The sequence below is a fragment of the Zavarzinia marina genome (assembly GCF_021568905.1).
GTDB lineage: Bacteria > Pseudomonadota > Alphaproteobacteria > Zavarziniales > Zavarziniaceae > Zavarzinia > Zavarzinia marina.
The window spans coordinates 111606-132173 of the sequence record NZ_JAKGSB010000007.1 but is presented as its reverse complement, the minus strand read 5'-3'; the positions used below and the strand labels follow the sequence as shown (position 1 = coordinate 132173).

General features: G+C 70.7%; 21 protein-coding genes, 1 pseudogene and 2 riboswitches. Of the genes and pseudogenes, 9 read left to right on the top strand and 13 right to left on the bottom strand.

Features of this window, described 5'->3' with window-relative positions:
- The first annotated feature begins 10 nt into the window (after positions 1-10).
- The 3 genes from L2U69_RS17240 to L2U69_RS17230 are packed head-to-tail and all read left to right on the top strand — an operon-like array spanning position 11 to position 3303.
- Positions 11-1891 carry a TonB-dependent receptor plug domain-containing protein gene (locus L2U69_RS17240; RefSeq protein WP_236108376.1) on the top strand — a complete coding sequence of 627 codons (1881 nt, stop codon included), beginning with the start codon at positions 11-13 and terminating at the stop codon, positions 1889-1891.
- 9 nt (positions 1892-1900) lie between these two features.
- Positions 1901-2476, top strand: a complete 576-nt coding sequence (locus L2U69_RS17235) for a DUF7676 family protein (protein WP_236108375.1) — start codon at positions 1901-1903, stop codon at positions 2474-2476.
- Complete coding sequence (locus L2U69_RS17230; protein WP_236108374.1) at positions 2464-3303, top strand: ABC transporter substrate-binding protein; 840 nt, start codon at positions 2464-2466, stop codon at positions 3301-3303. The genes L2U69_RS17235 and L2U69_RS17230 overlap by 13 nt, the downstream gene beginning before the upstream one ends.
- Here the strand turns inward: L2U69_RS17230 and cobF are convergent.
- Genes cobF through cbiE form a run of 6 tightly spaced genes read right to left on the bottom strand, consistent with a single transcriptional unit; the run spans position 3245 to position 8371 of the window.
- Complete coding sequence (gene cobF, locus L2U69_RS17225; RefSeq protein WP_236108373.1) at positions 3245-4015, bottom strand: precorrin-6A synthase (deacetylating); 771 nt, start codon at positions 4013-4015, stop codon at positions 3245-3247. The genes L2U69_RS17230 and cobF overlap by 59 nt on opposite strands.
- Entirely contained in the window at positions 4008-4742 is a 735-nt protein-coding gene (gene cobA / locus L2U69_RS17220) for a uroporphyrinogen-III C-methyltransferase (protein ID WP_236108372.1), read from the bottom strand. Before cobA ends, cobF begins: the two co-directional genes overlap by 8 nt.
- The gene (locus L2U69_RS17215; protein ID WP_236108371.1) at positions 4742-6046 is read right to left on the bottom strand and encodes a cobyrinate a,c-diamide synthase; all 1305 of its coding nucleotides are present in this window, start codon (positions 6044-6046) and stop codon (positions 4742-4744) included. Before L2U69_RS17215 ends, cobA begins: the two co-directional genes overlap by 1 nt.
- Positions 6043-6825, bottom strand: coding sequence for a precorrin-4 C(11)-methyltransferase (cobM, locus tag L2U69_RS17210; protein ID WP_236108370.1), 783 nt, complete (start codon positions 6823-6825; stop codon positions 6043-6045). The genes L2U69_RS17215 and cobM overlap by 4 nt, the downstream gene beginning before the upstream one ends.
- Positions 6822-7190, bottom strand: a complete 369-nt coding sequence (locus tag L2U69_RS17205) for a cobalamin biosynthesis protein (protein ID WP_236108369.1) — start codon at positions 7188-7190, stop codon at positions 6822-6824. Before L2U69_RS17205 ends, cobM begins: the two co-directional genes overlap by 4 nt.
- The gene (gene cbiE / locus L2U69_RS17200; protein WP_236108368.1) at positions 7181-8371 is read right to left on the bottom strand and encodes a precorrin-6y C5,15-methyltransferase (decarboxylating) subunit CbiE; all 1191 of its coding nucleotides are present in this window, start codon (positions 8369-8371) and stop codon (positions 7181-7183) included. The genes L2U69_RS17205 and cbiE overlap by 10 nt, the downstream gene beginning before the upstream one ends.
- Here cbiE and L2U69_RS17195 point away from each other — a divergent pair.
- Entirely contained in the window at positions 8370-9119 is a 750-nt protein-coding gene (locus L2U69_RS17195) for a cobalt-precorrin-6A reductase (RefSeq protein ID WP_236108367.1), read from the top strand. The two genes, cbiE and L2U69_RS17195, sit on opposite strands and share 2 nt — an antisense overlap.
- Here the strand turns inward: L2U69_RS17195 and cobJ are convergent.
- From cobJ to L2U69_RS17160, 7 genes are read right to left on the bottom strand one after another with little or no spacing between them, the layout of a single operon-like run.
- Positions 9095-9826, bottom strand: coding sequence for a precorrin-3B C(17)-methyltransferase (cobJ, locus tag L2U69_RS17190; RefSeq protein ID WP_236108366.1), 732 nt, complete (start codon positions 9824-9826; stop codon positions 9095-9097). The two genes, L2U69_RS17195 and cobJ, sit on opposite strands and share 25 nt — an antisense overlap.
- Positions 9823-10560 (bottom strand): precorrin-2 C(20)-methyltransferase, encoded by a 738-nt coding sequence (locus L2U69_RS17185; RefSeq protein ID WP_236108365.1) that lies wholly within the window; start codon positions 10558-10560, stop codon positions 9823-9825. The genes cobJ and L2U69_RS17185 overlap by 4 nt, the downstream gene beginning before the upstream one ends.
- Positions 10561-10564: 4 nt before the next feature.
- The gene (locus L2U69_RS17180) at positions 10565-11212 is read right to left on the bottom strand and encodes a precorrin-8X methylmutase (RefSeq protein ID WP_236108364.1); all 648 of its coding nucleotides are present in this window, start codon (positions 11210-11212) and stop codon (positions 10565-10567) included.
- Entirely contained in the window at positions 11209-12366 is a 1158-nt protein-coding gene (cobG, locus tag L2U69_RS17175) for a precorrin-3B synthase (protein ID WP_236108363.1), read from the bottom strand. Before cobG ends, L2U69_RS17180 begins: the two co-directional genes overlap by 4 nt.
- Positions 12363-15587, bottom strand: coding sequence for a cobaltochelatase subunit CobN (gene cobN, locus L2U69_RS17170; RefSeq protein WP_236108362.1), 3225 nt, complete (start codon positions 15585-15587; stop codon positions 12363-12365). The genes cobG and cobN overlap by 4 nt, the downstream gene beginning before the upstream one ends.
- A 6-nt stretch (positions 15588-15593) precedes the next feature.
- On the bottom strand, positions 15594-16601 hold the full coding sequence (cobW, locus tag L2U69_RS17165; RefSeq protein ID WP_236108361.1) for a cobalamin biosynthesis protein CobW: 1008 nt from the start codon (positions 16599-16601) through the stop codon (positions 15594-15596).
- Positions 16602-16604: 3 nt separating this feature from the next.
- On the bottom strand, positions 16605-16961 hold the full coding sequence (locus tag L2U69_RS17160; protein WP_236108360.1) for a DUF1636 family protein: 357 nt from the start codon (positions 16959-16961) through the stop codon (positions 16605-16607).
- Between the two features lie 94 nt (positions 16962-17055).
- Positions 17056-17256, bottom strand: a riboswitch (cobalamin riboswitch).
- A gap of 39 nt (positions 17257-17295) precedes the next feature.
- On the opposite strand from L2U69_RS17160, the gene cobO reads away from it, so the two are divergent.
- From cobO to L2U69_RS17135, 5 genes and pseudogenes are all read left to right on the top strand, one after another.
- A complete protein-coding gene (gene cobO, locus L2U69_RS17155; protein WP_236108359.1) occupies positions 17296-17916 on the top strand; it encodes a cob(I)yrinic acid a,c-diamide adenosyltransferase in 621 nt (206 codons plus the stop codon).
- 46 nt (positions 17917-17962) lie between these two features.
- Positions 17963-18124 (top strand): annotated as a pseudogene (locus L2U69_RS19320) (hypothetical protein); the annotation flags it as partial.
- A gap of 157 nt (positions 18125-18281) precedes the next feature.
- Positions 18282-18469: riboswitch (cobalamin riboswitch) on the top strand.
- Positions 18470-18592: 123 nt separating this feature from the next.
- Positions 18593-19177 (top strand): hypothetical protein, encoded by a 585-nt coding sequence (locus tag L2U69_RS17145; protein WP_236108358.1) that lies wholly within the window; start codon positions 18593-18595, stop codon positions 19175-19177.
- Positions 19177-19974, top strand: a complete 798-nt coding sequence (locus L2U69_RS17140; RefSeq protein WP_236108357.1) for a cobalamin-binding protein — start codon at positions 19177-19179, stop codon at positions 19972-19974. Before L2U69_RS17145 ends, L2U69_RS17140 begins: the two co-directional genes overlap by 1 nt.
- Positions 19971-20153, top strand: coding sequence for a hypothetical protein (locus tag L2U69_RS17135; protein ID WP_236108356.1), 183 nt, complete (start codon positions 19971-19973; stop codon positions 20151-20153). Before L2U69_RS17140 ends, L2U69_RS17135 begins: the two co-directional genes overlap by 4 nt.
- The last annotated feature ends 415 nt before the right edge of the window (positions 20154-20568 follow it).

Here is a 20568-nt window from a genome sequence, read left to right as displayed (position 1 = left end):
GGGGTTTGTCATGGATTGGTTCAAAACGGGCGGATGCCTGGTCCTGCTGTCGCTTCCCGCGATGGCCGTCTCGGCGCGTGCCGAGGAGGAGGTGACCGTGCTGCCCACGGTCGAGGTGACGGCCCGGGCCGACGCCGGTTCGGGGGTGGCGCAGGAAGCGGCCACCACCGCGGTTTCGGTCGTCACCGCCGAAGAGATCGAAGCCCGCCAGATCCGCCGGCTCGAAGATGCCCTGCGCCTGGTGCCCGGTGTCACCCTGTCGGGCCAGCGGGGCCTGGGCCTGCCGGGCTCGGTCACCATTCGTGGTCTCGGGCCGCGCAACGTCCGCGTCTTCATCGACGGGGTCGAGGTCAGCGACACCTCCCAGGCGCAATCGCAATATGCGATCAGCGAATTGAACATGGCGGATGTCGAGCGGATCGAGGTGCTGCGCGGCCCGCAACCGGGACGTTTCGGCGCCGATGCCGGCGGCGGCGTGATCAACATCACGACCAGACGCCCGACCAGGCCCTTCGGCGCCAATGCCTATGTCGAGGGCGGATCCTACGGCACCCTGCGCGGCAATGCCTCGGTCTCCGGGCTCGCCGGGGCCTTCGACTACAAGCTGACCGCGACCGCCACCACGATCGACGGCTATTCCGACTTCAACGAGGATCGCGGCGGTGTCGAGGACGATCCCTTCCGGCAATATTCGGTCGGGGGCGCCTTCGGTTACCAGGTCACGGACGACCTGCGCCTGGATGTTTCCGGAAACTACATGCGCGAGGACGTGTTCTACGATTCATCGAGCGCCGACAACGACTGGAACCGCGACGAGAGCGAGACGAGGCTACACGCCGGGATCGCCCATACCGCCTTCGACGGCCGGCTGCAGCAGTCCCTGGGGGTCGGCTATGCCGTCAATACGCGCCAATACTGGGGGGCCGGCACGGCGGGCGATACCTATGACGGTTACAAGACGGCGATCGACTACCGTGCCCTCTTCGCGGCGACGGAGCGGCTGAACCTCGACATCGGCGCCGACGCCGAGCGGGAGCGGATCGAACAGAACACCCCGGGCTTCGCCCCCCTGACGCCCGTCATGGAGGATGAATTCTGGAACTACGGCGCCTATGTCACCGCCGGGTTCACGCCGATCGACAAGCTGGATCTGACCGCGACGGCCCGTTTCGACGATCACGAGGATTTCGGTGACGAAGTGACCTGGCGTATCGGCGCCTCCTATGAGCTGCCGACGGCGACGCGGCTCCACGCCAGCTATGGCACGGCCCGGCAGACGCCGTCGCTCTATGAACGCTTCGATCCCTGCTACGGCAACGCGGCCTTGCAGCCGGAGAAGAGCGAGGGCTGGGATGCCGGCGTGGAACAGGCTTTCCTCGGTGGTGACATGATGGTCGGCGCCACCTATTTCCAGCAGGAGACGGAGGATCAGATCAATTGGGCCTACAGCCCGCCGGTGTCCGCGCTCTGCTATGGTGGCGGTTACGTGAACATCGATCGCACCCGCTCCCGCGGGGGCGAGGTCGAACTGGTCGTCCGCCCCCTGGCGACGGTCGATCTGCGCGCCTCCTATACGCGCCAGACCGTCACCAACCTCGGCACGGGGCTGCGTCTCAAGGATTGGCCGCGCAATCAGGCCAATGTCTCCCTCGGATGGCAGGCCAGCGCCGAAACCCGCGTCGACCTCGGCGTCGACTACCGCGATTCGATCGATCGCTATGGCAAGGGGCAGGCCTATTGGCTGGTCAATCTGGATGGCCGGCACGCGCTCACGGATACGATGACCGTGTTCGCCCGGGTCGAGAACCTCTTCGATCAGGACTATGAGGCGACTTGGGGCTATGGCACGCCCGGCATTTCAGGCTACCTCGGCCTCGGTCTCGGCTTCTGAGGTGCGGTCATGAGCACGACCCCCTCCCGCATCGTCGAGGAAGCGGGCAACGGAAAGGTGGAGATCTTCCCTCTTTCCGTGGCACCCGACTTCCTGTTCGAATTGTGCCGCTTCCTGTTCGAGGAGCATTGGCACGAGATCGTCTTCGGTTCCTGCGTGCAGGGTGCCGTTTTCGAGATCGCGGTCGATGCCGCGCCGAAGAAGGTCAGCCTGTTCGACGGCTATCTGACCGTCGATTTCGGCAGGTGGCATTTCCACCTCTGCATCGGCGAGAACAAGGGCAGCCCGCGCAATCCGACCCCGGCCGATCTCGCCGCCCGGCGCCGCACGGCCCGGGCCGAGATGTATCGCAACCTCTCGGCCGACGGCGTGCCGCGTTCGTGGGGCTTGCGCTTCTTCAACGGCGCGGGCGAGCAGCAGATGACGGTGTTCCTGCCCAATCCCCTGCTGACGCCGGCGATGAAACCCTCGCGGCCGCCGAATTTCGACCGGCTGGCGCTGTGGGACGAATTGCGCCGGCGCTGTCTCGGCCTCGCCCCCGATCCCCTGGACCGGACGGCCAGGGGCTTTCCGTGCGGCGGCTGATCGCCGGCCTCGTCGGGCTGCTGGCCTTCGGGCCGGCGGCCCTGGCGGGGCCCCGCATCGTCTCGATGAATCTCTGTGCCGACGAATTGGTGCTGCGTCTCGCCGACCGCGATCAGGTGGCCTCGGTCTCCTTCCTGTCCGGGGACCGGCATATCTCCAATGTCGCCGATCTGGCGGAAGGGCTGCCGGTCAACCATGGCCTGGCGGAAGAGGTGGTGACGGCGGCGCCGGATCTCGTCGTCGCCGGGCGCCATACGACGCGGAACACCGTCGCCTTGCTGCGCAAGCTGGATTTTCCGGTGCTCGAGCTGGACGTCCCCGCGAGTTTCGCGGCGGTGGAGGCCCAGATCCGCGAGGTCGCCGCCGTCGTCGGCCATCCCGAGCGGGGCGAGGCCATGATCGACGGGATCCGCGCGGGACTCGATGCCATCCCCCGGCGTGGCGACCGTGCTCGGGCCCTGGTGCTGCGCCCGAACGGGTTGACCGCCGGCGCAGGAACGCTGGTCGATACGCTGCTCGGCCGGGCCGGGCTCGTCAATCTCGGCACCTCGCCGGGGCTGGAGGGTTACACGGGCCTGCCGCTCGAATGGGTGGTGACGCTCAGGCCCGACATCTTGATCGTCGACAGCGAACCCTATCCGGCACCGGCCAGGGCGGCGGACGTGCTGCATCACCCCATCCTCGGGAAACTGCCCTTCGAGATGCGGGTGATCGGCGTGCCCAACCGGCTCTGGACCTGCGCCGGTCCGGCCATGGTGGAGGCGGTCGCTATTCTGGTGGAAGCCCGGGACGGGCCGGCCTTCGCCGCAGCAGATAGACGTCCATGATCCAGCCGTGGCGGGTCCGCGCCTCGGCCCGGGCCGCCACGATGCGCGGCGCCGTCCCGGCCAGGGGGCCCGCCAGGGTGATCGCTTGCGCCATGCCGAGGAAGGCGCCCCACCAGATCTCGATCCCGTCCGGATCGAGATGGCGGAAGGAACATTCGCCGTCCAGCATCACCACCACCGTGTCGACGCCGGGCGGCCAGCCTTCGTCGCGCAGCCGCCGGCCGGTGGTGACGACGAAGGGGGCACCGATCTCGTTCAGGGGGATGGCATGGGCGGCGGTCAGGGCCTGGATCGCCGTGATGCCGGGGATCACGTCGATCCGGGGCGGCGGCGACAGGCGGGCGGCGATGCGCAGGCTGCTGTCGTAGAGGCCGGGATCGCCCCAGATCAGCAGGGCGACGCGTTTCACTGCCGGCTGGGCGGCGATCGCTGCGGCCCAGGTCGCGGCGATGGCGTCGTGCCAGTCGTCGACCCCGGCGCGATAGTCGGCGCGCGCCGCGTCGCGGACCGGCAGGTCGAAGGTGCCGATCCGGGTTTCGGGATTGGTCAGCACCTCGTCCAGGATCGCCCGGCGCAATTGGGCGAGGTCGGCCTTGTCGGCGCCCTTTCGCGGAATCAGGATCAGGTCGGCGCGATTGAGGGCGCGGATCGCCTGAAGGGTCAGATGGGCCGGATCGCCGGTGCCGATGCCGACCAGCGCGAGATCAATCATGATCGCCCTCCGCCAGCGGGCCATAGAGGATCAGGGCGGGGGCCGCACCCGCCGGATCGGTGGAGTCGAGGTAGCGGGCAAGGGCGGCGACGGTGGTCCGCATCCGTTTCTCGGTCGCGAGGCTGGCATCCTCCACGATCAAGGCCGGGGTATCGCCCGGCAGGCCGGCGGCCATCAGGGTCGCGGCCAGCCCGGGGAAGGTGCGCCTGCCCATGAAGACGGCGGTCACGGCGCCGGGGTCCGCCAGCGCCCTTATATCGAGATCATTGGGCAGCCGGCCCGAGACGTCGTGGCCGGTGACGAATTGCAGGCGCCGCGCGGCGTGGCGCCGGGTCAACGGCAGGCCCGCGCCCGCCGCCGCCGCGCAGGGGCTGGGCACGCCGGGCACGATCTCGAAAGGGATGGCGGCCGCGCGCAGGGCCTGCACTTCCTCCTCCAGCCGGCCGAAGATACCGGCGTCGCCCGACTTCAGGCGCACCACGCGAAACCCGCCGGCGGCGTAATCGACCAGCAGGCGGCTGATATGGTCCTGCCGGGGCGAGGCGCGGCCGGCGCGCTTGCCGACGCCGACGAGATCGGCCCCCGGCCGCGCATGGTCGAGGATCGGTCCGGCGGCGAGATCGTCGTAGAGCACGGCATCGGCGCGTTTCAGCCGGTCGACGGCCTTCAGGGTCAGCAGTTCGGGATCGCCGGGCCCGGCCGAGACGAAGGAGACGAAGCCGGTCATCACGCCCCCGCGATCAGATGAAAGAAGGTGCCCGTAGCGCGGCCACGGCGCGAACCCGTCTCCGCGACCAGGGTACCATTGGCGTCCCGCACCTCGGCCAAAGGCTCGTCCGCCTGTTCGATGACGGTCGAATAATGAAACTCGTGACCGCGCAGCGCGGCCCCCGGCCCGTGGCCGGGCATGGCCCGGCGCAGGACGGCCCGGCGATAGCCGAGATGCATGCGGCGTCTTTCGTAGGAGGTGACGAGGCCGAGCAGGCCGGCCATCTCATGCCGCCCGCCGTCGGCATCGATCAGGGCGGCACCCATGGCCATGTAACCCCCGCATTCGCCATGAACCGGCCGGGTCTCGGCGAAATGGCGGAGGCCCGCCTTGAAACGGTTCGCGGCGGCCAGGCGCCCGGCATGGAGTTCGGGATAGCCGCCGGGCAGCCAGGCGATGTCGGCGCTTTCATCCGGTGCTTCGTCGGCGAGGGGCGAGAAGGGCAGCACCTCCGCCCCCGCGCCGTGCCAGGCGTCGAGCATATGGGGATAGACGAAGGAGAAGGCGGCGTCGCGCGCCAGGGCGATGCGCTGGCCCGGCGGCGCCGGGAATGGCGCCGTGCCCGCCGTAAGGGATCCCGCCGCTGCCGCTCGCAAGGCGTCGAGATCGACATGGGCGGCGACGAGAGCGGCGGCATCCGCGATCAGTGCCTCGAGCGCGCCATGTTCTTCCGCCTGCACGAGGCCGAGATGGCGCTCCGGCACTTCGATGGCGGCGCGCCGGGGCAGGGCACCCAGCACCGGAATGCCCGCCGCCGCCATGCCGGCACGAACCAGCGTCTCGTGACGGGGGCTAGCCACCCGGTTCAACACGACACCGGCGAGTGTGATATCGGGCCGGAAGCGGGCGAAGCCCAGGGCGACGGCCGCCGCCGTTTGCGCCTGGCCCGAGACGTCGAGGATCAGCACCAGGGGCCAGCCCGTCATGGCGGCGATGTCGGCGCCGGCGCCGATGCCCATGGCGCCGGGCACCGCCACGCCGTCGAAGAAGCCCATGGAACCTTCGGCCAGGATCAGGTCGGCGTCGGCCCCCTTGGCCGCCAGGCCCGCGATCAGATCGGCTGGCATGGCCCAGGAATCGAGATTGAACGATGGTCGGCCGGCGGCGGCGGCGTGAAAGGCGGGATCGATATAATCGGGCCCGCTCTTGAACGGCTGGACCGTCAGGCCCCGGTCGCGGAAGGCCCGGCACAGGCCGAGCATGAGGGTGGTCTTGCCGCTGCCCGAGGCCGGCGCCCCGATGATCAGGCCCGGCGGCATCATTCCCCCTCCGGGAAGCGGGGGGCATCGCCCGTCGGGCGGAAGCGGCGGTCGTAGTCGGCGGCATAGAGCCGGCTTTCGGCGAAATCCGCCGCCCCCAGCACCCGGCCGACCAGGATCAGCGCCGTCCGTTCCATGGTCCCCGCCACCGCCTCCTCCAGCCGGCCGAGGGGGGCGCGGATGATCCGCTCGTCCGGCCAAGTGGCGCGGAAGACGGCGGCGGCCGGGCCCTCGGCGCCGTAGAAGGGCAGAAGTTCGGCGACGACCTTGGCCAGGACATGGATCGAGAGGTGGATCGCCAGCGTGGCGCCGGTCGCGGCGAAGGCGGCCAGGGTCTCGCCCTCGGGCATGGCGCTCGCCCGGCCGGAGGTCCGGGTCAGCACGAGGGATTGAGCCACGCCCGGCAGGGTCAATTCGCAGGCAAGGGCCGCGGCGGCCCCGGCGAAGGCCGGCACGCCCGGCGTCACGTCATGGGGAATGCCCAGGGCGCGGAGCCGGCGCAATTGCTCCCCCAGGGCGGACCAGACGGACAGGTCGCCGGAATGGAGGCGGGCGACGTCCTGTCCCGCGTCATGGGCCGCCGCCATTTCATCGATGATGGCGTCCAGCGACAGGGGCGCCGTGTTCACGATGCGCGCACCCGGCGGACAATGGGACAGCAGGGCGGCGGGCACCAGCGATCCGGCATAGAGACAGACCGGACAGGCCGCGATCAGGTCGCGCCCACGCAGCGTGATCAGGTCTGGGGCGCCGGGGCCGGCGCCGATGAAATGCACGGTCATGGTTCCTCCGTCTCGGCGATCGCCGCCGTCGCCATCCCGTCGGGGGAGACGGCGCGGGGCGCGACAAGGCGGGCACCGGGGCCCGCCGCCGCCAGCGCCGCCGCCTCGGCGACGCTGCCCGTGCCGAAAGCCTCGCTCGTCCGGGCCGATCGCGTCGCCGTCGCCTGGGCTGAAAGCAGGTCGCGGGGCACGGCCCGCAAGGGCAGGCCGAGATCGCGGGCCAGCGCCAGCAAGACCGGCGCCTCGGCTTTTTCCGCCGCCGTCGCCAGCAAGGAGACGCCGGTGGTGCCGCCCGCCGCATCGAGGGCGGCCCGCAGGGATTCGATGCCGGCCACCCGGCGAAAGCCGATGCCCGCTACGCGCATTTCGTCACACTCCATTGCACGATGGGCCGGGCCGGGACCCAGCCGCGAAAACTGCCGAGGGGTTTGGCTTCGGCCAATTCGAAGCGCAGCAGCGTGCCGCCGAGGCGTGCCGCCGCCTCCGCCAGCAGATGTTCGGTCTCCAGGGTGACCGCGTTGATCACCAGCCGCGCCCCGGGGCGCAGCCGGGCCCACAGCGCGGCCAGCGTCGCCGCCGTCGCGCCGCCGCCGACGAAGACCGCATCCGCCGCCGGCAGGTCGGGCAGCGCGTCGGCCCATTCGCCCCCGATCACGGTCACGCGGTCCCGAAGGCCGAAGGCGGCGAGATTGGCGTCGAGCCCGGCCAGACGATCCGCCCGCCGCTCCACCGCAACGGCGCGGCCACCGGCGGCAAGGCACCATTCGACGGCGATGGAACCCGACCCGGCACCGAGATCCCAGAGCATTTCGCCGCCGCGCGGCGCCAGCGCCGACAGGGTCAGGGCGCGGACCGGCGCCTTGGTGATCTGACCGTCGTGAACGAAACGATCGTCCGGCAGGCCGGGCGCGCGGGGCAGGCCCGGGGGCCCCGCCGCCTCGATGGCGATGGCGACGGGGGTGGCGACGTCGTCGAGAGCGAAGTCCCTCGCCCTGGTGGCGCGGATCCGCTCGCGCGGGCCGCCCAGGGCTTCGAGGACATGGAGCCGGCTGTCGCCGAAGCCCCGATCGCACAGCCAGGCCGCAAGGCGCGCGGGCGCCGCGCCGTCGCGCAACAGGCACAGCAGGCGGGCGCCGGCTCTCAGATGGGTCAGCATCCCCTCGAAGGGCGCGGCATGGAGGCCGAGGCACGCGGTGCACTCCAGCGCCCAGCCGAGACGGGCGGCCGCCAGGGCGAAAGTGGAGGGGGCGGGATAGGCCACCCATTCCCCGGCTTCGAGCGCGCGGGCCAGCACGGCACCGGCGCCATGCCAGAACGGATCGCCGGAGGCGAGCACGGCGGTGCGCCGGCCCCGGCAGGCGATCACCGGGCCGATGTCGAAGGGCACCGGCCAGGGCCGCCCGCGCGCGCCGACGCCGGCAAGGGCGAGATGGCGGGGCCCGCCGAAGACGAATTCGGCCGCCGCCAGGGCGTTCCGGCTTGAAACACCGAGGCCGGCAAGGCCATCTTCCCCGATGCCGATGATCGACAGCCAGGGTTCAGCCATGATCCGCCCCCTCATTCTCGGCGGCACCACGGAAGCGGGCCGTCTGGCCCAGGCCGTCGCGGACGCCGGGATCGCGGGGATCTATTCCTACGCCGGGCGCACGGCCGCGCCCAAAGCGCAACCGCTGCCCATGCGTGTCGGCGGCTTCGGCGGCATCGACGGTCTGGTCGATTATCTGGGCGCCGAGGGCATCACCCATCTGATCGATGCCACCCATCCCTTCGCGGCGAGCATGAGTGCCCATGCCGTCGAGGCCGCGCGCCGGGCGGGCGTGCCCCTGATCGCCTTCGAACGCGCACCCTGGACACCGGGACCGGGAGACGACTGGCGTTCCGTGCCCGACATGGCGGGCGCCGTCGCCGCCCTCGACGGGCCAAGGCGCCGCGTCTTCCTGGCGATCGGACGCCAGCACCTCGATGCGTTCGCCGGCCTTTCGCAGCACCGCTATCTGCTCCGTCTCGTCGATGCGCCGGACGGGCCGCTGCCGCTGGCCGATGCGGTCGCGGTGGTGGATCGCGGCCCCTTCACCCTGGCGGGCGACCGCACGCTGATGGAAGCGCAGGACATCGAGGTCGTCGTCGCCAAGAATGCCGGTGGTGATGGCGCGCGGGCCAAGCTGGACGCGGCGCGGACGCTCCGCCTGCCGGTGATCATGATCGAACGGCCCGCCGTGGCGCCGCGCCCGACGGCCGGCACGATCGAGGCAATCCTGGACTGGCTGCATCATCCCGCCGACCTCGGGGTATAGAGCCAGCGCCCCACGCGTTGGGTGGTGGAGGAACCGACCAGGACGACGGTCCGCATGTCCGCCATCTCGGGCGTCGCGGCGCCGAGGTCGGTGATCGCAATCGCTTCATCGGCACTGCCGACGGCGCGGGCGAAGACGATCGGGCGTGCCGGGCCGCAGGCCGCGCGCAGGATGTCCAGCGCCCGGGCGAATTGGGCGGGCCGCGCGCGCGAACGCGGGTTGTAGAGGCCCATGGCGAAATCCGCCTCCGCCGCGAGTTGGAGACGGCGCTCGATCAGGGGCCAGGGCTTCAGATTGTCGGAAAGGTTGATGGCGCAGAAATCATGGCCCAGCGGCGCGCCGATCCGCGCCGCCGCCGCCAGCATGGCGGTGATGCCGGGCAACACGTCGATCGCGATCGTGTTCCGCGCGGGATGATCCGCCACCGCCTCGAATACTGCCGCCGCCATGGCGAAGACGCCGGGATCGCCGGAAGAGACCACCACCACCCGGCCCCCGGCCGCCGCGAGATCGAGAGCGAGGCGCGCCCGTTCCAACTCGACCCGATTGTCGCTGGCGTGGCGCGCGGCGCCCGATGGCGCCACCCGCGCGACATAGGGGCCATAGCCGACGATGTCGCTCGCCGCCGCCAGGGCTGCCGTCACCTCGGGCGTCACCTGGGCGTCGGGTCCGGGGCCGAGGCCGGCGATGGTCAGGTGCCCGCTCATGCCACGTCCTCCCGCGCCGGGCGGCGGCCCTGGCCGTGGACGAGGACGATGGCGAAATAGGGGCAGGCGTCGTCGGCGACATCGGTCAGGGGGCGGATCCGTTCCGCCGCCATGGTGCCGTGCTCGATCAGGACGGCGGCGGAGAGCCGGCCGGCGGCGGCCAGCGCCCGGCGGATCTTGGCCAGGTTGCGCCCGGTCTTCATGACGACGATGGCATCCGCCGCCACCATGTGACGGGCCAGATCACTTTCCGTCATGGTGCCGGTCAGGACGGTCAGCACGTCGTCGCCCCAGGTCATGGGGCGGCCGGTCGCGGTCCAGCAGCCCGCCATGCCGGGAATCCCGGGGATCACTTCCACCGTCACCCGGTCCTTCATGCGGGCGTGCAGATGCATGAAGGAACCGTAGAAGAAGGGATCGCCCTCGCACAGAACCACCACGTCCTCGGTTACGGCGAGGGCGGCGAGGCGGGTGCTCCAATCGTCGTAGAAGCGGGCCAATGCGTCGTTATAGGCGGGACTGTCGAAGGGCAGTTCGGTGGTGACCGGATATTCCATGGCGTGTTCGATCGCATCGGGGCGCAGCAATCCCTCGACGATGCGGCGGGCCTGGCCGCTGCGGCCTTTCTTTCGGAAATAGGCGATGTGGCAGGCGGCGCGGATGGCGCGGTCGGCGCGGACGCTCATCAATTCGGGATCGCCGGGGCCGAGGCCGGCGCAGATCACCTTGCCCATGGTCTCACTCCGGCTGGCCGGCAAGGGCATTGACCGCCGCCGCCGTGATCGCCGAGCCGCCCAGCCGGCCTTCGACGATCAGGCTCGGCACCGGTGCCGTTTCCCACAATTCGGCCTTGGATTCGGCGGCGCCGACGAAGCCGACGGGACAGCCGATGATCGCCGCCGGGCGCGGACAGGCCGGATCCTTCAGCATGTCGAGAAGGTGGAACAGGGCCGTCGGGGCATTGCCGATGGCGACCACCGCACCTGCCAGATGGGGCCGCCAAAGTTCCAGCGCGGCGGCGGACCGTGTCGTCGCCAGGGCGCGCGCGGTCTCCGCGACGCCGTCATCGTTCAGGGTGCATATCACCGTATTGCCGGCCGGCAGGCGGCTGCGGGTGATCCCCTTCGCAACCATATGGGCGTCGCACAGAATGGCGCCGCCGGCGCGAAGGGCGGCACGGGCGGCGAGCGCCAGGTCCGGGGTGAAGCGGATGTGGTGTTCCAGCCCGACCATGCCGGCGGCATGGATCATGCGAACGGCCACGACTTCTTCCTCGGGCGTGAAGCGGGCGAGATCGGCCTCCGCCCGGATGATCGAGAAGGAGCGGGCATAGATGGCGGCGGCGTCGGTTTCATAGCGGCGCGGCGTCGTTGGGCGCGAAGTCATGGGGCCTCGAACGGCAGATGGAAATCTTGAATCAGGTCTTGGGGCGAAAGGCCGAGGCGCAGCGGCGGATCGCCCGCGCGGCCCCGCCGGATCAGGGCGAAGCCCCCGGCACCGGCGGTCAGGGTCAGGTCGGCGGGGCCCGGATGGGCGCAGCCCTTGGCGCAACCGCTGACGTGGAGATGGCGCTGTGGCGGCACGCGTGGCGCCAGCGCGCGGGCGAGATCGCGCACCGGGGCGAAGGCTTGCGGGCAGCCGGGCGCGCCGGTGCAGGCCGAGACGCGCAGCCGGGCGTCGCCCGGATCGCGGATCAGGCCGGGGGCATCGCCCGGCGCCCCACCGCCCTCGATCAGGATCATGCGCCAGGGCGTCAGGCGCAAGCCCCGGCTCTGGGCGGCGAGATGGTCCAGCGTCTCGGCGCCCAGGCGGCCGAATTCGATGGCTGCCAGAAAGCCGAGGTCGTGGGCGCCGGGGCCGGGTGGTTCGGCGGCGGGCGCCGGCCGCGCGTCGCCGGCGAGATCGGCGGGCAGCCGCACCCCACGGGCGATGAGGTCGCGCATCCGCCCGCGCCCGTCCCGGACACCGCCCGCCGCGACGAACCAGGCGGCGAGCGCCGCAACCTTACCGGTCACGTCCTCCCGTTCGATCGGCCGCCCGGTCGCGGCGCCATCGGCACGCAGCAGCAGGCGGCCGGTCTCGTCCCGTTCGATCCGGATGTCGCCCGAGATGTCTGCCATCACACGGACAGGCCCGCAGTCGAGCACGGCGCCGAATTTGCCCGGCAGGGGCGGGGCATCGGCGAGCCCGTCCTCGATCGCTTGGGCCAGGGGTTCGGTACCATCGGCGAAGGGTGTCACTACCAGATTGCGCTTTGCTTCCCGTGTCGCATCGCCATCGACGAGACCGAGCGCCCGGAGATCGGCGAGAAGCGCATCGTGGCGTTCCGGCGCAATGCCCCGCAGTTGCAGGTTGGCCCGGGCGGAAAGATCGATCGCGCCATTGCCATGGTCGCGCGCGGCGCGGGCAAGGCCCCGCGCCTGGCCGGGCGACAGGCGGTTCAGGGGGGCGCGGATGCGGGCGATCAGGCCGTCGCCCGATGCCATGGGGCGAAGCGCGCCGGGGCACCAGCCCCTCACCGTGAAGCCGGCGCCGTTCATGGTCCCGTCTCCATCGCCGCGACGATCGCATTGCGCCGGCTGCGCCACAGGCCCGCGTCATGCAGGCGCCGGAAACGATCGCGCAGCGCCGCCAGGGCCCCCGGATTGGCGGCTTCCAGGAAGGCGACGACTTCGTCCCGGCCAAGGGTCGCGTCATGATAGAGGTCGAACAGATGGGCCGGCACGGCATGCGCCAGATAGGCGAAGGCGGCCATATGGTCGAGGGTGGCGGCGATCTCCGCCCCGCCGCGAAAGCCGTGGCGCATCATGCCGTCGGCCCAGGCCGGATTGGCCGCGCGGGCCCGCACCACGCGGGCGATCTCCTCGGTCAGCAGGCGGGCGCGCGGCGTGTCCGGGTCGGTCGTGTCGAGATGGTAGAGGGGCCCGGCATCTTCCCCACGCGCCGCCGCGAAGCCTCCGATATGGGCGGCATGATCGAGGGCGAGGAGAAGGTCGGTTTCCGTCAGGTCGTGGACATGGACGAATCCGTCCGCCGCCGCCACGCGGCCGACCAGCAGATCGCGTCCCGCCCCGTCGCCGTCGAAGGCGTGGGACGAGGCGGAGAGCCAGGCCGCCCCCGCCGCCTGCCGGCCCTCGGCGTAATCCTCGACGGTCGTGCCGAGGTCGAGGCCATAGCGCCCCGGTGCCGGCCCGAACACCCGGGGCCCGCCGCCGAGGAAGGGATTGTCGGCCCGCGTCTCGGTCCGGCCCGAGAGCGCCGCCGCCGCCTGGCCGAACAGGCTGACGAGATCGGGAAAGACATCCCGGAACAGTCCCGAGACGCGGAGCGTGATCCCGATGCGCGGGCGCTCCAGGAGGGAGAGGGGGATCACCTCGAAGCCGGTGACGCGGCCCGAGGTCTCGTCCCAGGTCGGGGCGAGGCCGGCAAGGTGAAGCGCCATGGCGAATTCCTCCCCCGCCGTCCGCATGGTGGCGGAACCCCAGAGGTCGATCACCAGATCGCGCGGCCAGTCGCCCTGGTCCTGCAGGTGCCGGCGCAGCAATTCCTCCGCCAGCCTCACGCCCTGGGCATGGGCGGCACGGGTGGGCACGGCGCGGGGATCGACGGCGAAGAGATTGCGCCCGGTGGGCAGCACGTCGCCGCGCCCCCGGCCGGGCGATCCGGCCGGCCCCGCCGCGACACGGCGCCCGGCCAGGGCCGCCAGCATGCCGTCGCGCTCCGCCGTGCCGCAGGCCCCCCGGCCCAGAATGTGTAGCCCGTCGCCGAAGCGGCTGTCCTTGATGTCGCAGACGAAACGGTCCAGCCGGGTCAGGGCCTCGGCGGCGGAGGCTTGCGGCGGCAGGCCCAGATCGTCCTCCACCCCGGTTGCCCGCGCCTCCGCCCTGATGTCGGCGATCAGCCGGTCGCGCCTTGCGGGATCCAGGCCGTCGGCGGTCGAGAATTCGTCGAGCAGGCGTTCCAGGCGGCGCAATCCCGCCGGCACCTCGCTGGCGATCTGGGGTGGCGGCAGATGGCCGAGGGTGAGGGCGCCGATGCGGCGCTTGGCCTGGGCCGCCTCCCCCGGATCATTGACGATGAAGGGATAGATCACCGGCAGGTCGGCGATCAGGGCTTCCGGCCAGCATTCGGCCGACAGCGCCACCGCCTTGCCCGGCAGCCATTCCAGGGTGCCATGGGCGCCCATGTGGACGAGGGCATGGAGGCCCCGGCGCCGCAGCCAGAGATGAAAGGCGACATAGGCATGGCGGGGCGGGCGTGACTGGTCGTGATAATCGGCGTCGCGTGTCTCGGGCCGGCCGCGTTCCGGCTGCAGGGCGATCAGGGCCCGGCCGCGCTGGACGGCGGCGAAGGCGAAGCCCGCGTCGGTCAGCGCCGGATCGTCCTCGGGCGGGCCCCAGGCGGTGGTGATGTCCGCGATCAGGGCGGCGGGCAATTCGTCCAGGGCCGCGCGATAGGCGGCCAGCGGCCAATGTTCCCGTCCGATGCTCAGGTCGCCGGCGAGATCACCCGCCGGCGCCACGCCGTAACCTTCGGCGTCCAGATCGTCGAGCAGGGCCGCGACCGAGGCGAATGTGTCGAGGCCGACGGCATGGGCCATCTGGTCGTCGCGCCCCGGATAGGTCGAGAGCACGATGGCGAGATCGCGCTTTCCCGCCGGCGTCGCCGCCAGGCGGTGCCAGGCCGCGATGCGCCCGGCGACGGCGGCGATCCTTTCATCATCCGGCCGATGGCGGGCCAGGTCGCATTGAAGGATGTCGTCGCGCGCGGCCGCCTTGAAGCTGACGATACCGGCGAAGAGCCGCCCGTCCACTTCCGGCAGGACCACATGCATGGCGAGATCGGCGGGGGATAGACCGCGCGCCGCCGCCGCCCAATCCGCCCGGGGCGCGGTCGACAGGGCGACCTGGAACACGGGGCATCCCGCCGCATCCAGGGGCGATGCGTCGTCGCCGCCTATGGCCGAAAAGGCGGTGGTGTTCACGATCGCGGCGGGTCGCCGGGCGGCGAGGAAGGGCGCCAGATGCGCCGCCACACCGGGGGCTTTCAGGGACGGCGCGAAGAAACCGAAGGCGTGGAAGCCGCGTGCCCGCAAGGTGGCGATCAGGGCATCGACCGGGCCCGTGTCGCCGGCGGTCAGATAGGCGCGATAGAAGACCACCAGGGCTTCGGGGCGCACGGTTTCGGCGGGCGGCTCGGCCGTCGCGCCGGTGGCGGGATGGTAGAAACCGACGTCCGGCACCGTCTTCCCGCCCGCCACGGGGGCGGCATAGAGGCCGGCGGCCAGCGCCATCTGGGCCAGCGCGGCCTCGGCCGCCACGGCACCGCCCGCGTCACAGAGCGCGGCCAGCCGGCGCAGGGTCGAGGCCGGCAGGGTGGAGAGCGCGTCCAGCCGCGCGTCGGGCCGGCCGTCGCCGGGCAGGACGGCAAGCGCGATTCCCTTGCGAAGCGCCAGATCGCGCAATTGCATCAGGCCGTAGGACCAGAAGGCTTCGCCCCCGATCAGGCGGACCAGGACGCCCCGTGCCCCTGCGAGCGTGCGTTCGACATAGGTATCGACCGAGAGCGGATGGCGCAGGCGCCCGAGATTGGCGAGCCGAAGCGCCGGCAGCCGCCCTTTGGCGCGATGCCAGCCCGCCGCGAAAGCCCCGAGGTCGCTGTCCGAGAAGGACAGGACCACGAGATCCGCCGGATCCTGGGCAAGGTCGACGGGACTGTCGGCCTCGTCCAGCCCGTGGCTTTCGCGGAAGACCACATGCATGGGCGATCAGACCCCGAAGGCGGCGCGAACCAGCGCCTCGTCCAGATCGCCGCGTTCGGCGATGACGACGAGGCGGGATTGGCGCGCGCCCGGCCAGGGCCGGTCGAACTGGCTGCGCACCCGCTCCCCGACCGCCTGGACCAGAAGCCGCAGGGGCTTGCCCGCGACCGCGACATGGCCCTTCACGCGGAGAATGCGCTGGTTTCGCGCCAGGTCGCGAATGGTCGCGGCCAGCGCCTCGGGATCATCGATCTCGCCGATCTCGATCACGGTGGAGGCGAAGTCGTCGTGCTCGTGATCGTCTTCGCCGTCGTGGTGGGACGGGCGGGCGGCGATGTCGTCCTCCGCCGCCGCGTCGAGGCCCAGCACCACGCGGGGATCGATCACGCCGTCGGAAAGCGTCAGCACCGGCAGGGGGCGGGGCGCTTCCGCCGCGATCACGGCGCGGGCGGCGGCGATGCCGGCCTCGCCCGCGAGGTCCGGCTTGGTCAGGAGGACGAGGTCGGCGCAGGCGATCTGATCCTCGAATACTTCCGCCAGCGGGGTCTCGTGCTCGCTCGGTCCCATGGCCTCGTCTGGGGCGAAACGGCCGGCCGCCAGGGCTTCCGCATCGGCAAGGGCGATGACGCCGTCGATGGTCACGCGGCTCCTGATCGCCGGCCAGTCGAATGCCTTCAGCAGGGGTTTCGGCAGGGCGAGGCCGGAGGTCTCGATCAATATGTGGTCGGGGCGCCGGGGCAGGGCCAGCAATCGCTCGATGGTCGGGATGAAATCGTCGGCGACGGTGCAGCAGATGCAGCCGTTGGCCAGTTCGACGATGTTTTCCGCCGGGCAGTTCTCGTCGGCGCAATCCTTCAGCAACTCGCCGTCGACGCCGACGGTGCCGAATTCATTGACCAGCACGGCAAGGCGCCGGCCCTGGGGATGGGCCATCAGATGGCGGATCAGGGTGGTCTTGCCGGCGCCCAGGAAGCCGGTGACGATGGTGACGGGGGTCTTGGCGAGATCGGCCATGGCTCAGGCTTCCTGCGGCGGGATACGGGCGACGATGTTGCGGCGGAACAGCTCTGGTCGCTCGCGCCAGGGCACGATGCCGTCCGGCGCGCCGGCATAGAGGCGCGCGCCCTCGGCGACGTCGGGCGCATCGCTCTCGGGCGTGATGCCGCCATAGACATAGGTCCAGCGCCCCGGTGCCGCGAGGGCGACGGCGCAACCCTTCGAACAGGTCGACAGGCAGGAGACGGGGGCGATGGTCACCCCCTCGATCGGCGCGCCTTGCAAGGCGGCATGGAGGCGTTCGCCCGCGCAGGGCTCCCCCTCCACCACCGGCCTTCCGGCGCGGCAGGTGATACAGACATGAAGCGTTACGGCCATCCCCGGTCCTTGCGCAGGGGCAGACGGGATGGGGCCGTAGGAGGGACGCAGGGAAAACGCGCCCGCCTGCCGGTCGCGGACACCCCGCCCGCCCGATCAGAAACACGCGTCGGCAGGTCTCCCGGCTTGCGGATTCAGGAATCTCTTCCAACGGGCGCCCGCCTTCCCGGCCTTGCGGCCAGTGGCTTGGGCGACCTCTCCGGTCACGGTCGCGGGGGCGGCTGCGCTTTGGGTTTCCCCTATCGCATTCCCTCTTCGCCTGTCATAGACAGGAACCGACGCGGCCCCAACAGAGGGCCGGACCGAGATTTTGTCAAGCATCGGAGAGACGCGGATGGAGGCGACGGAGGCTGCGGAGGCGGCCGAACACGCGGCGAAAATGGCCCGCATCAAGGCGGCCCGCGACCGCATGGTGGCGGAACGGGACGGCGAGAAAGGCCTGATCATCGTCCACACCGGCCCCGGCAAGGGCAAGTCGTCCGCCGGATTCGGCATGATTCTGCGTGCCATCGCCCACGACATGCCGTGCGCCGTCGTTCAATTCATCAAGGGGGGGCGCGACACCGGCGAACGCCGCCTGATCGAGGAACATTTCCCCCACCTCTGCCGCTTTCATACCATGGGCGAAGGCTTTACCTGGGAGACCCAGGACAAGGCCCGCGACATCGCCGCCGCCCGCGCGGGATGGGAGAAGGCGAAGGAACTGATCCGCGATCCCGCGATCCGCATGGTGCTGCTCGACGAGATCAACATCGCGCTGCGCTACGACTATCTCGAGCTCGGCGAGGTTCTCGCCTTCCTCCGCGACGAGAAGCCGCCCATGACTCACGTCGTCCTCACCGGTCGAAACGCGAAGCCGGAGCTGATCGAGATGGCGGACCTCGTCACCGAAATGACCCTGGTCAAACATCCCTTCCGCGCCGGCATCAAGGCCCAGGCTGGGGTGGAATTCTGAGCCGCCGCGGTATTGCACGACGTCGGGACCTTCCTGGTCATGGCCCATGACGGTCGACTGGGCACGCTATGCCCAGTCCCTGACCGAGAAACCCATGAAGGGCATGCCGACCGGGCCGGTGACCATGCTGCAATGGTCCTTCGTGCGCGACGATCTTCCACGCGCCGACGTCTGCCGTCAGATCGCGCTCGCGCTTCGCGACGAGGTGAACGATCTTGAGGCGGCGGGCATCGCCGTCATCCAGATCGACGAGCCGGCCTTCCGCAAGGATTGCCGCTGCGCCGGGGCGAGCGGGGAGCCTGATCGCCGGTGGTGGGGTGCGGGGCGGATAGGGGACAATCTTGACAGCGGCCGCCCTTTGGCGGAGAGATGGTTCTCTTCCCGGTGCCCGCCTCGGCGGGTGAAGAGGGAAGCCGGTGCAAATCCGGCGCTGCCCCCGCAACTGTGAGCGGCTAGCCCGAACCGATCATGCCACTGGACCGAAATGGTCCGGGAAGGCCGGCGAGGGCGGCGATCCGCGAGCCAGGAGACCTGCCGAGAGGAATGACGTCACCGGGCGGGGTGTCCTGGCGGATGCGCCATGGCTCGTCTCATCCCCGGCCCTGGTTCGCCGCCCCGATCCCCCGCCCGAAATCGCCCGCGAAAACACCCACGCGTGGGGCATAGAGGTGTGTCCATGAGCCTTTCGTCCATCCCGGCCTCGTTCGGTCTCCTGTCGGGCCTGTCCGCCCGCGCCCGCAGCCTGATCTGGATCGGCTTCATCGCCGCCGCCAGCACGGCATTCTCCCTGGTGCTCGCCTGCGCGACGCCCTTCGCCGCCCTCGCCGCCGTCTCGGCCCTGAACCTGTCGCGCCGCGACGCGACAGTGGCCGTCTTCACCGCCTGGATCGCCAATCAGGCGATCGGCTTCGGCCTGCTCGGCTATCCTCACGATGCCTTGACCTATGCCTGGGGCGTCGTCATCGGGATCGGCGCGCTGCTGTCCCTCGGCGGTGCCGTGGCGGCGGCCGATCTGCTCAGGGGGCGCGCCGCGGTGCTGCGCGGCATCGCGGGGTTCGCCGTGGCGTTCATCGTCTGGCAGGGGGCGCTCCATGCCTCGGCCTTCGTGATCGGCAGCGGCGAGGCGGCGTTCACCTTCGAGATCATTGCCTATGTGCTGCAGATGAACGTGCTGGCGCTCGCCATTCTCGCGGTCTTGCATCAGGCGGCTATCGCCCTCGGCGTGATCGCCCGGCCCCTGCCCGTGGCGGCCGCCGCCTGATGGCCTTCCCGCCGTCGCGGATCGTCTGCCTGACCGAGGAGACGGTGGAAACCCTCTATCTCCTCGGTGCGCAGGACCGTATCGTCGGCGTCTCGGGCTATTGTGTGCGCCCGCCCGAGGCCCGGCGCGACAAGCCCCGGGTCTCCGCCTTCACCTCGGCCGACATGCCGAAGATCCTGGCCCTGGCGCCGGATCTGGTGCTGACCTTCTCGGATCTCCAGGCCGAAATCGTCGCTGGTCTGGTCCGGGCCGGCGTCGCGGTCCATGCCTTCAATCAACGCACCATCGCCGGGATTCTGGACATGATCCGTCTGCTCGGTGCCTTGGTCGGGGAGGGGGCGAAAGCCTTTGCGCTGACCGAGACGCTGCGCCGTCGTCTCGACGAGGCGCGGGACGTGGCCGCGCGGCGCGTCCATCGTCCCCGCGTCTACTTCGAGGAATGGGACGAGCCGATGATCAGCGGCATCGCCTGGATTTCGGAACTGATCGAGATGGCGGGCGGGCAGGACGTCTTCGCGGATCTGGCCGGCGCCAAGGCCGCGCGTGACCGCATCGTCACGCCTACGCAGGTGGTCGAGGCCGCACCCGAGGTGATTGTCGCCTCCTGGTGCGGCAAGAAATTCCGGCCGGAGAAGCTGGCGGCAAGGCCCGGCTTCGACCGCATTCCCGCGGTTCAACACGGCAGGCTCCACGAAATCAAGGCGCCGATCATCCTGCAGCCGGGACCGGCGGCCCTGACCGAGGGGCTCGACGCCCTCCAGGCCCTGCTTTCGCCAGAAGTGTCGCCATTGGAATGACCGCCGTCGCGGAGCTCGAAAGCCGAATGGGGATCGCGCCGACTCACCTGATGGCGGGTGGCGAGGAGAAGGGCGGCCGCCAGGATTATGCCGCGACCCGAAACAAACCAACGTCCAGCGCCCTGGCCAGCCTGATCAACAGGCTGTCGTTTGCGGCGACCGAACGCAATTCGAAATGATTGCGGGCCCCGCAATCAAGTCGAAATAAACCCCGGCAAACTCAACGAGTTGCTGGGGGGTTTGTTTTGCCTGGATGTCTCCCGCAGCGGCAATGTCAGCGATCGGAGGGCGACCGCCCCGGGACGTCTTCTTCCGCGCGGACCAGGCGGTAGCCGATGCCGGGTTCGATCAGGATGAAGCGCGGTCGGGAGGGGCGGGCTCCAGCTTGTCGCGCAGATGGCCGATGTGGACCCAGAGATATTCGGTCTGCCCCTCCTGGGCCGGGGGCCGATTTGCCGGTCGCGCATTCGGTGAAGATGCGGGTGCCGAAAGCTTCACCGGAATGGCAGGCCAAGACCTTGCCGGTTCCAGGGCTGCGATTGGCCGGCGTCGTGCGAAGGAACGGCAGGCGGCCCCGACAGTGAATGTGGTCGA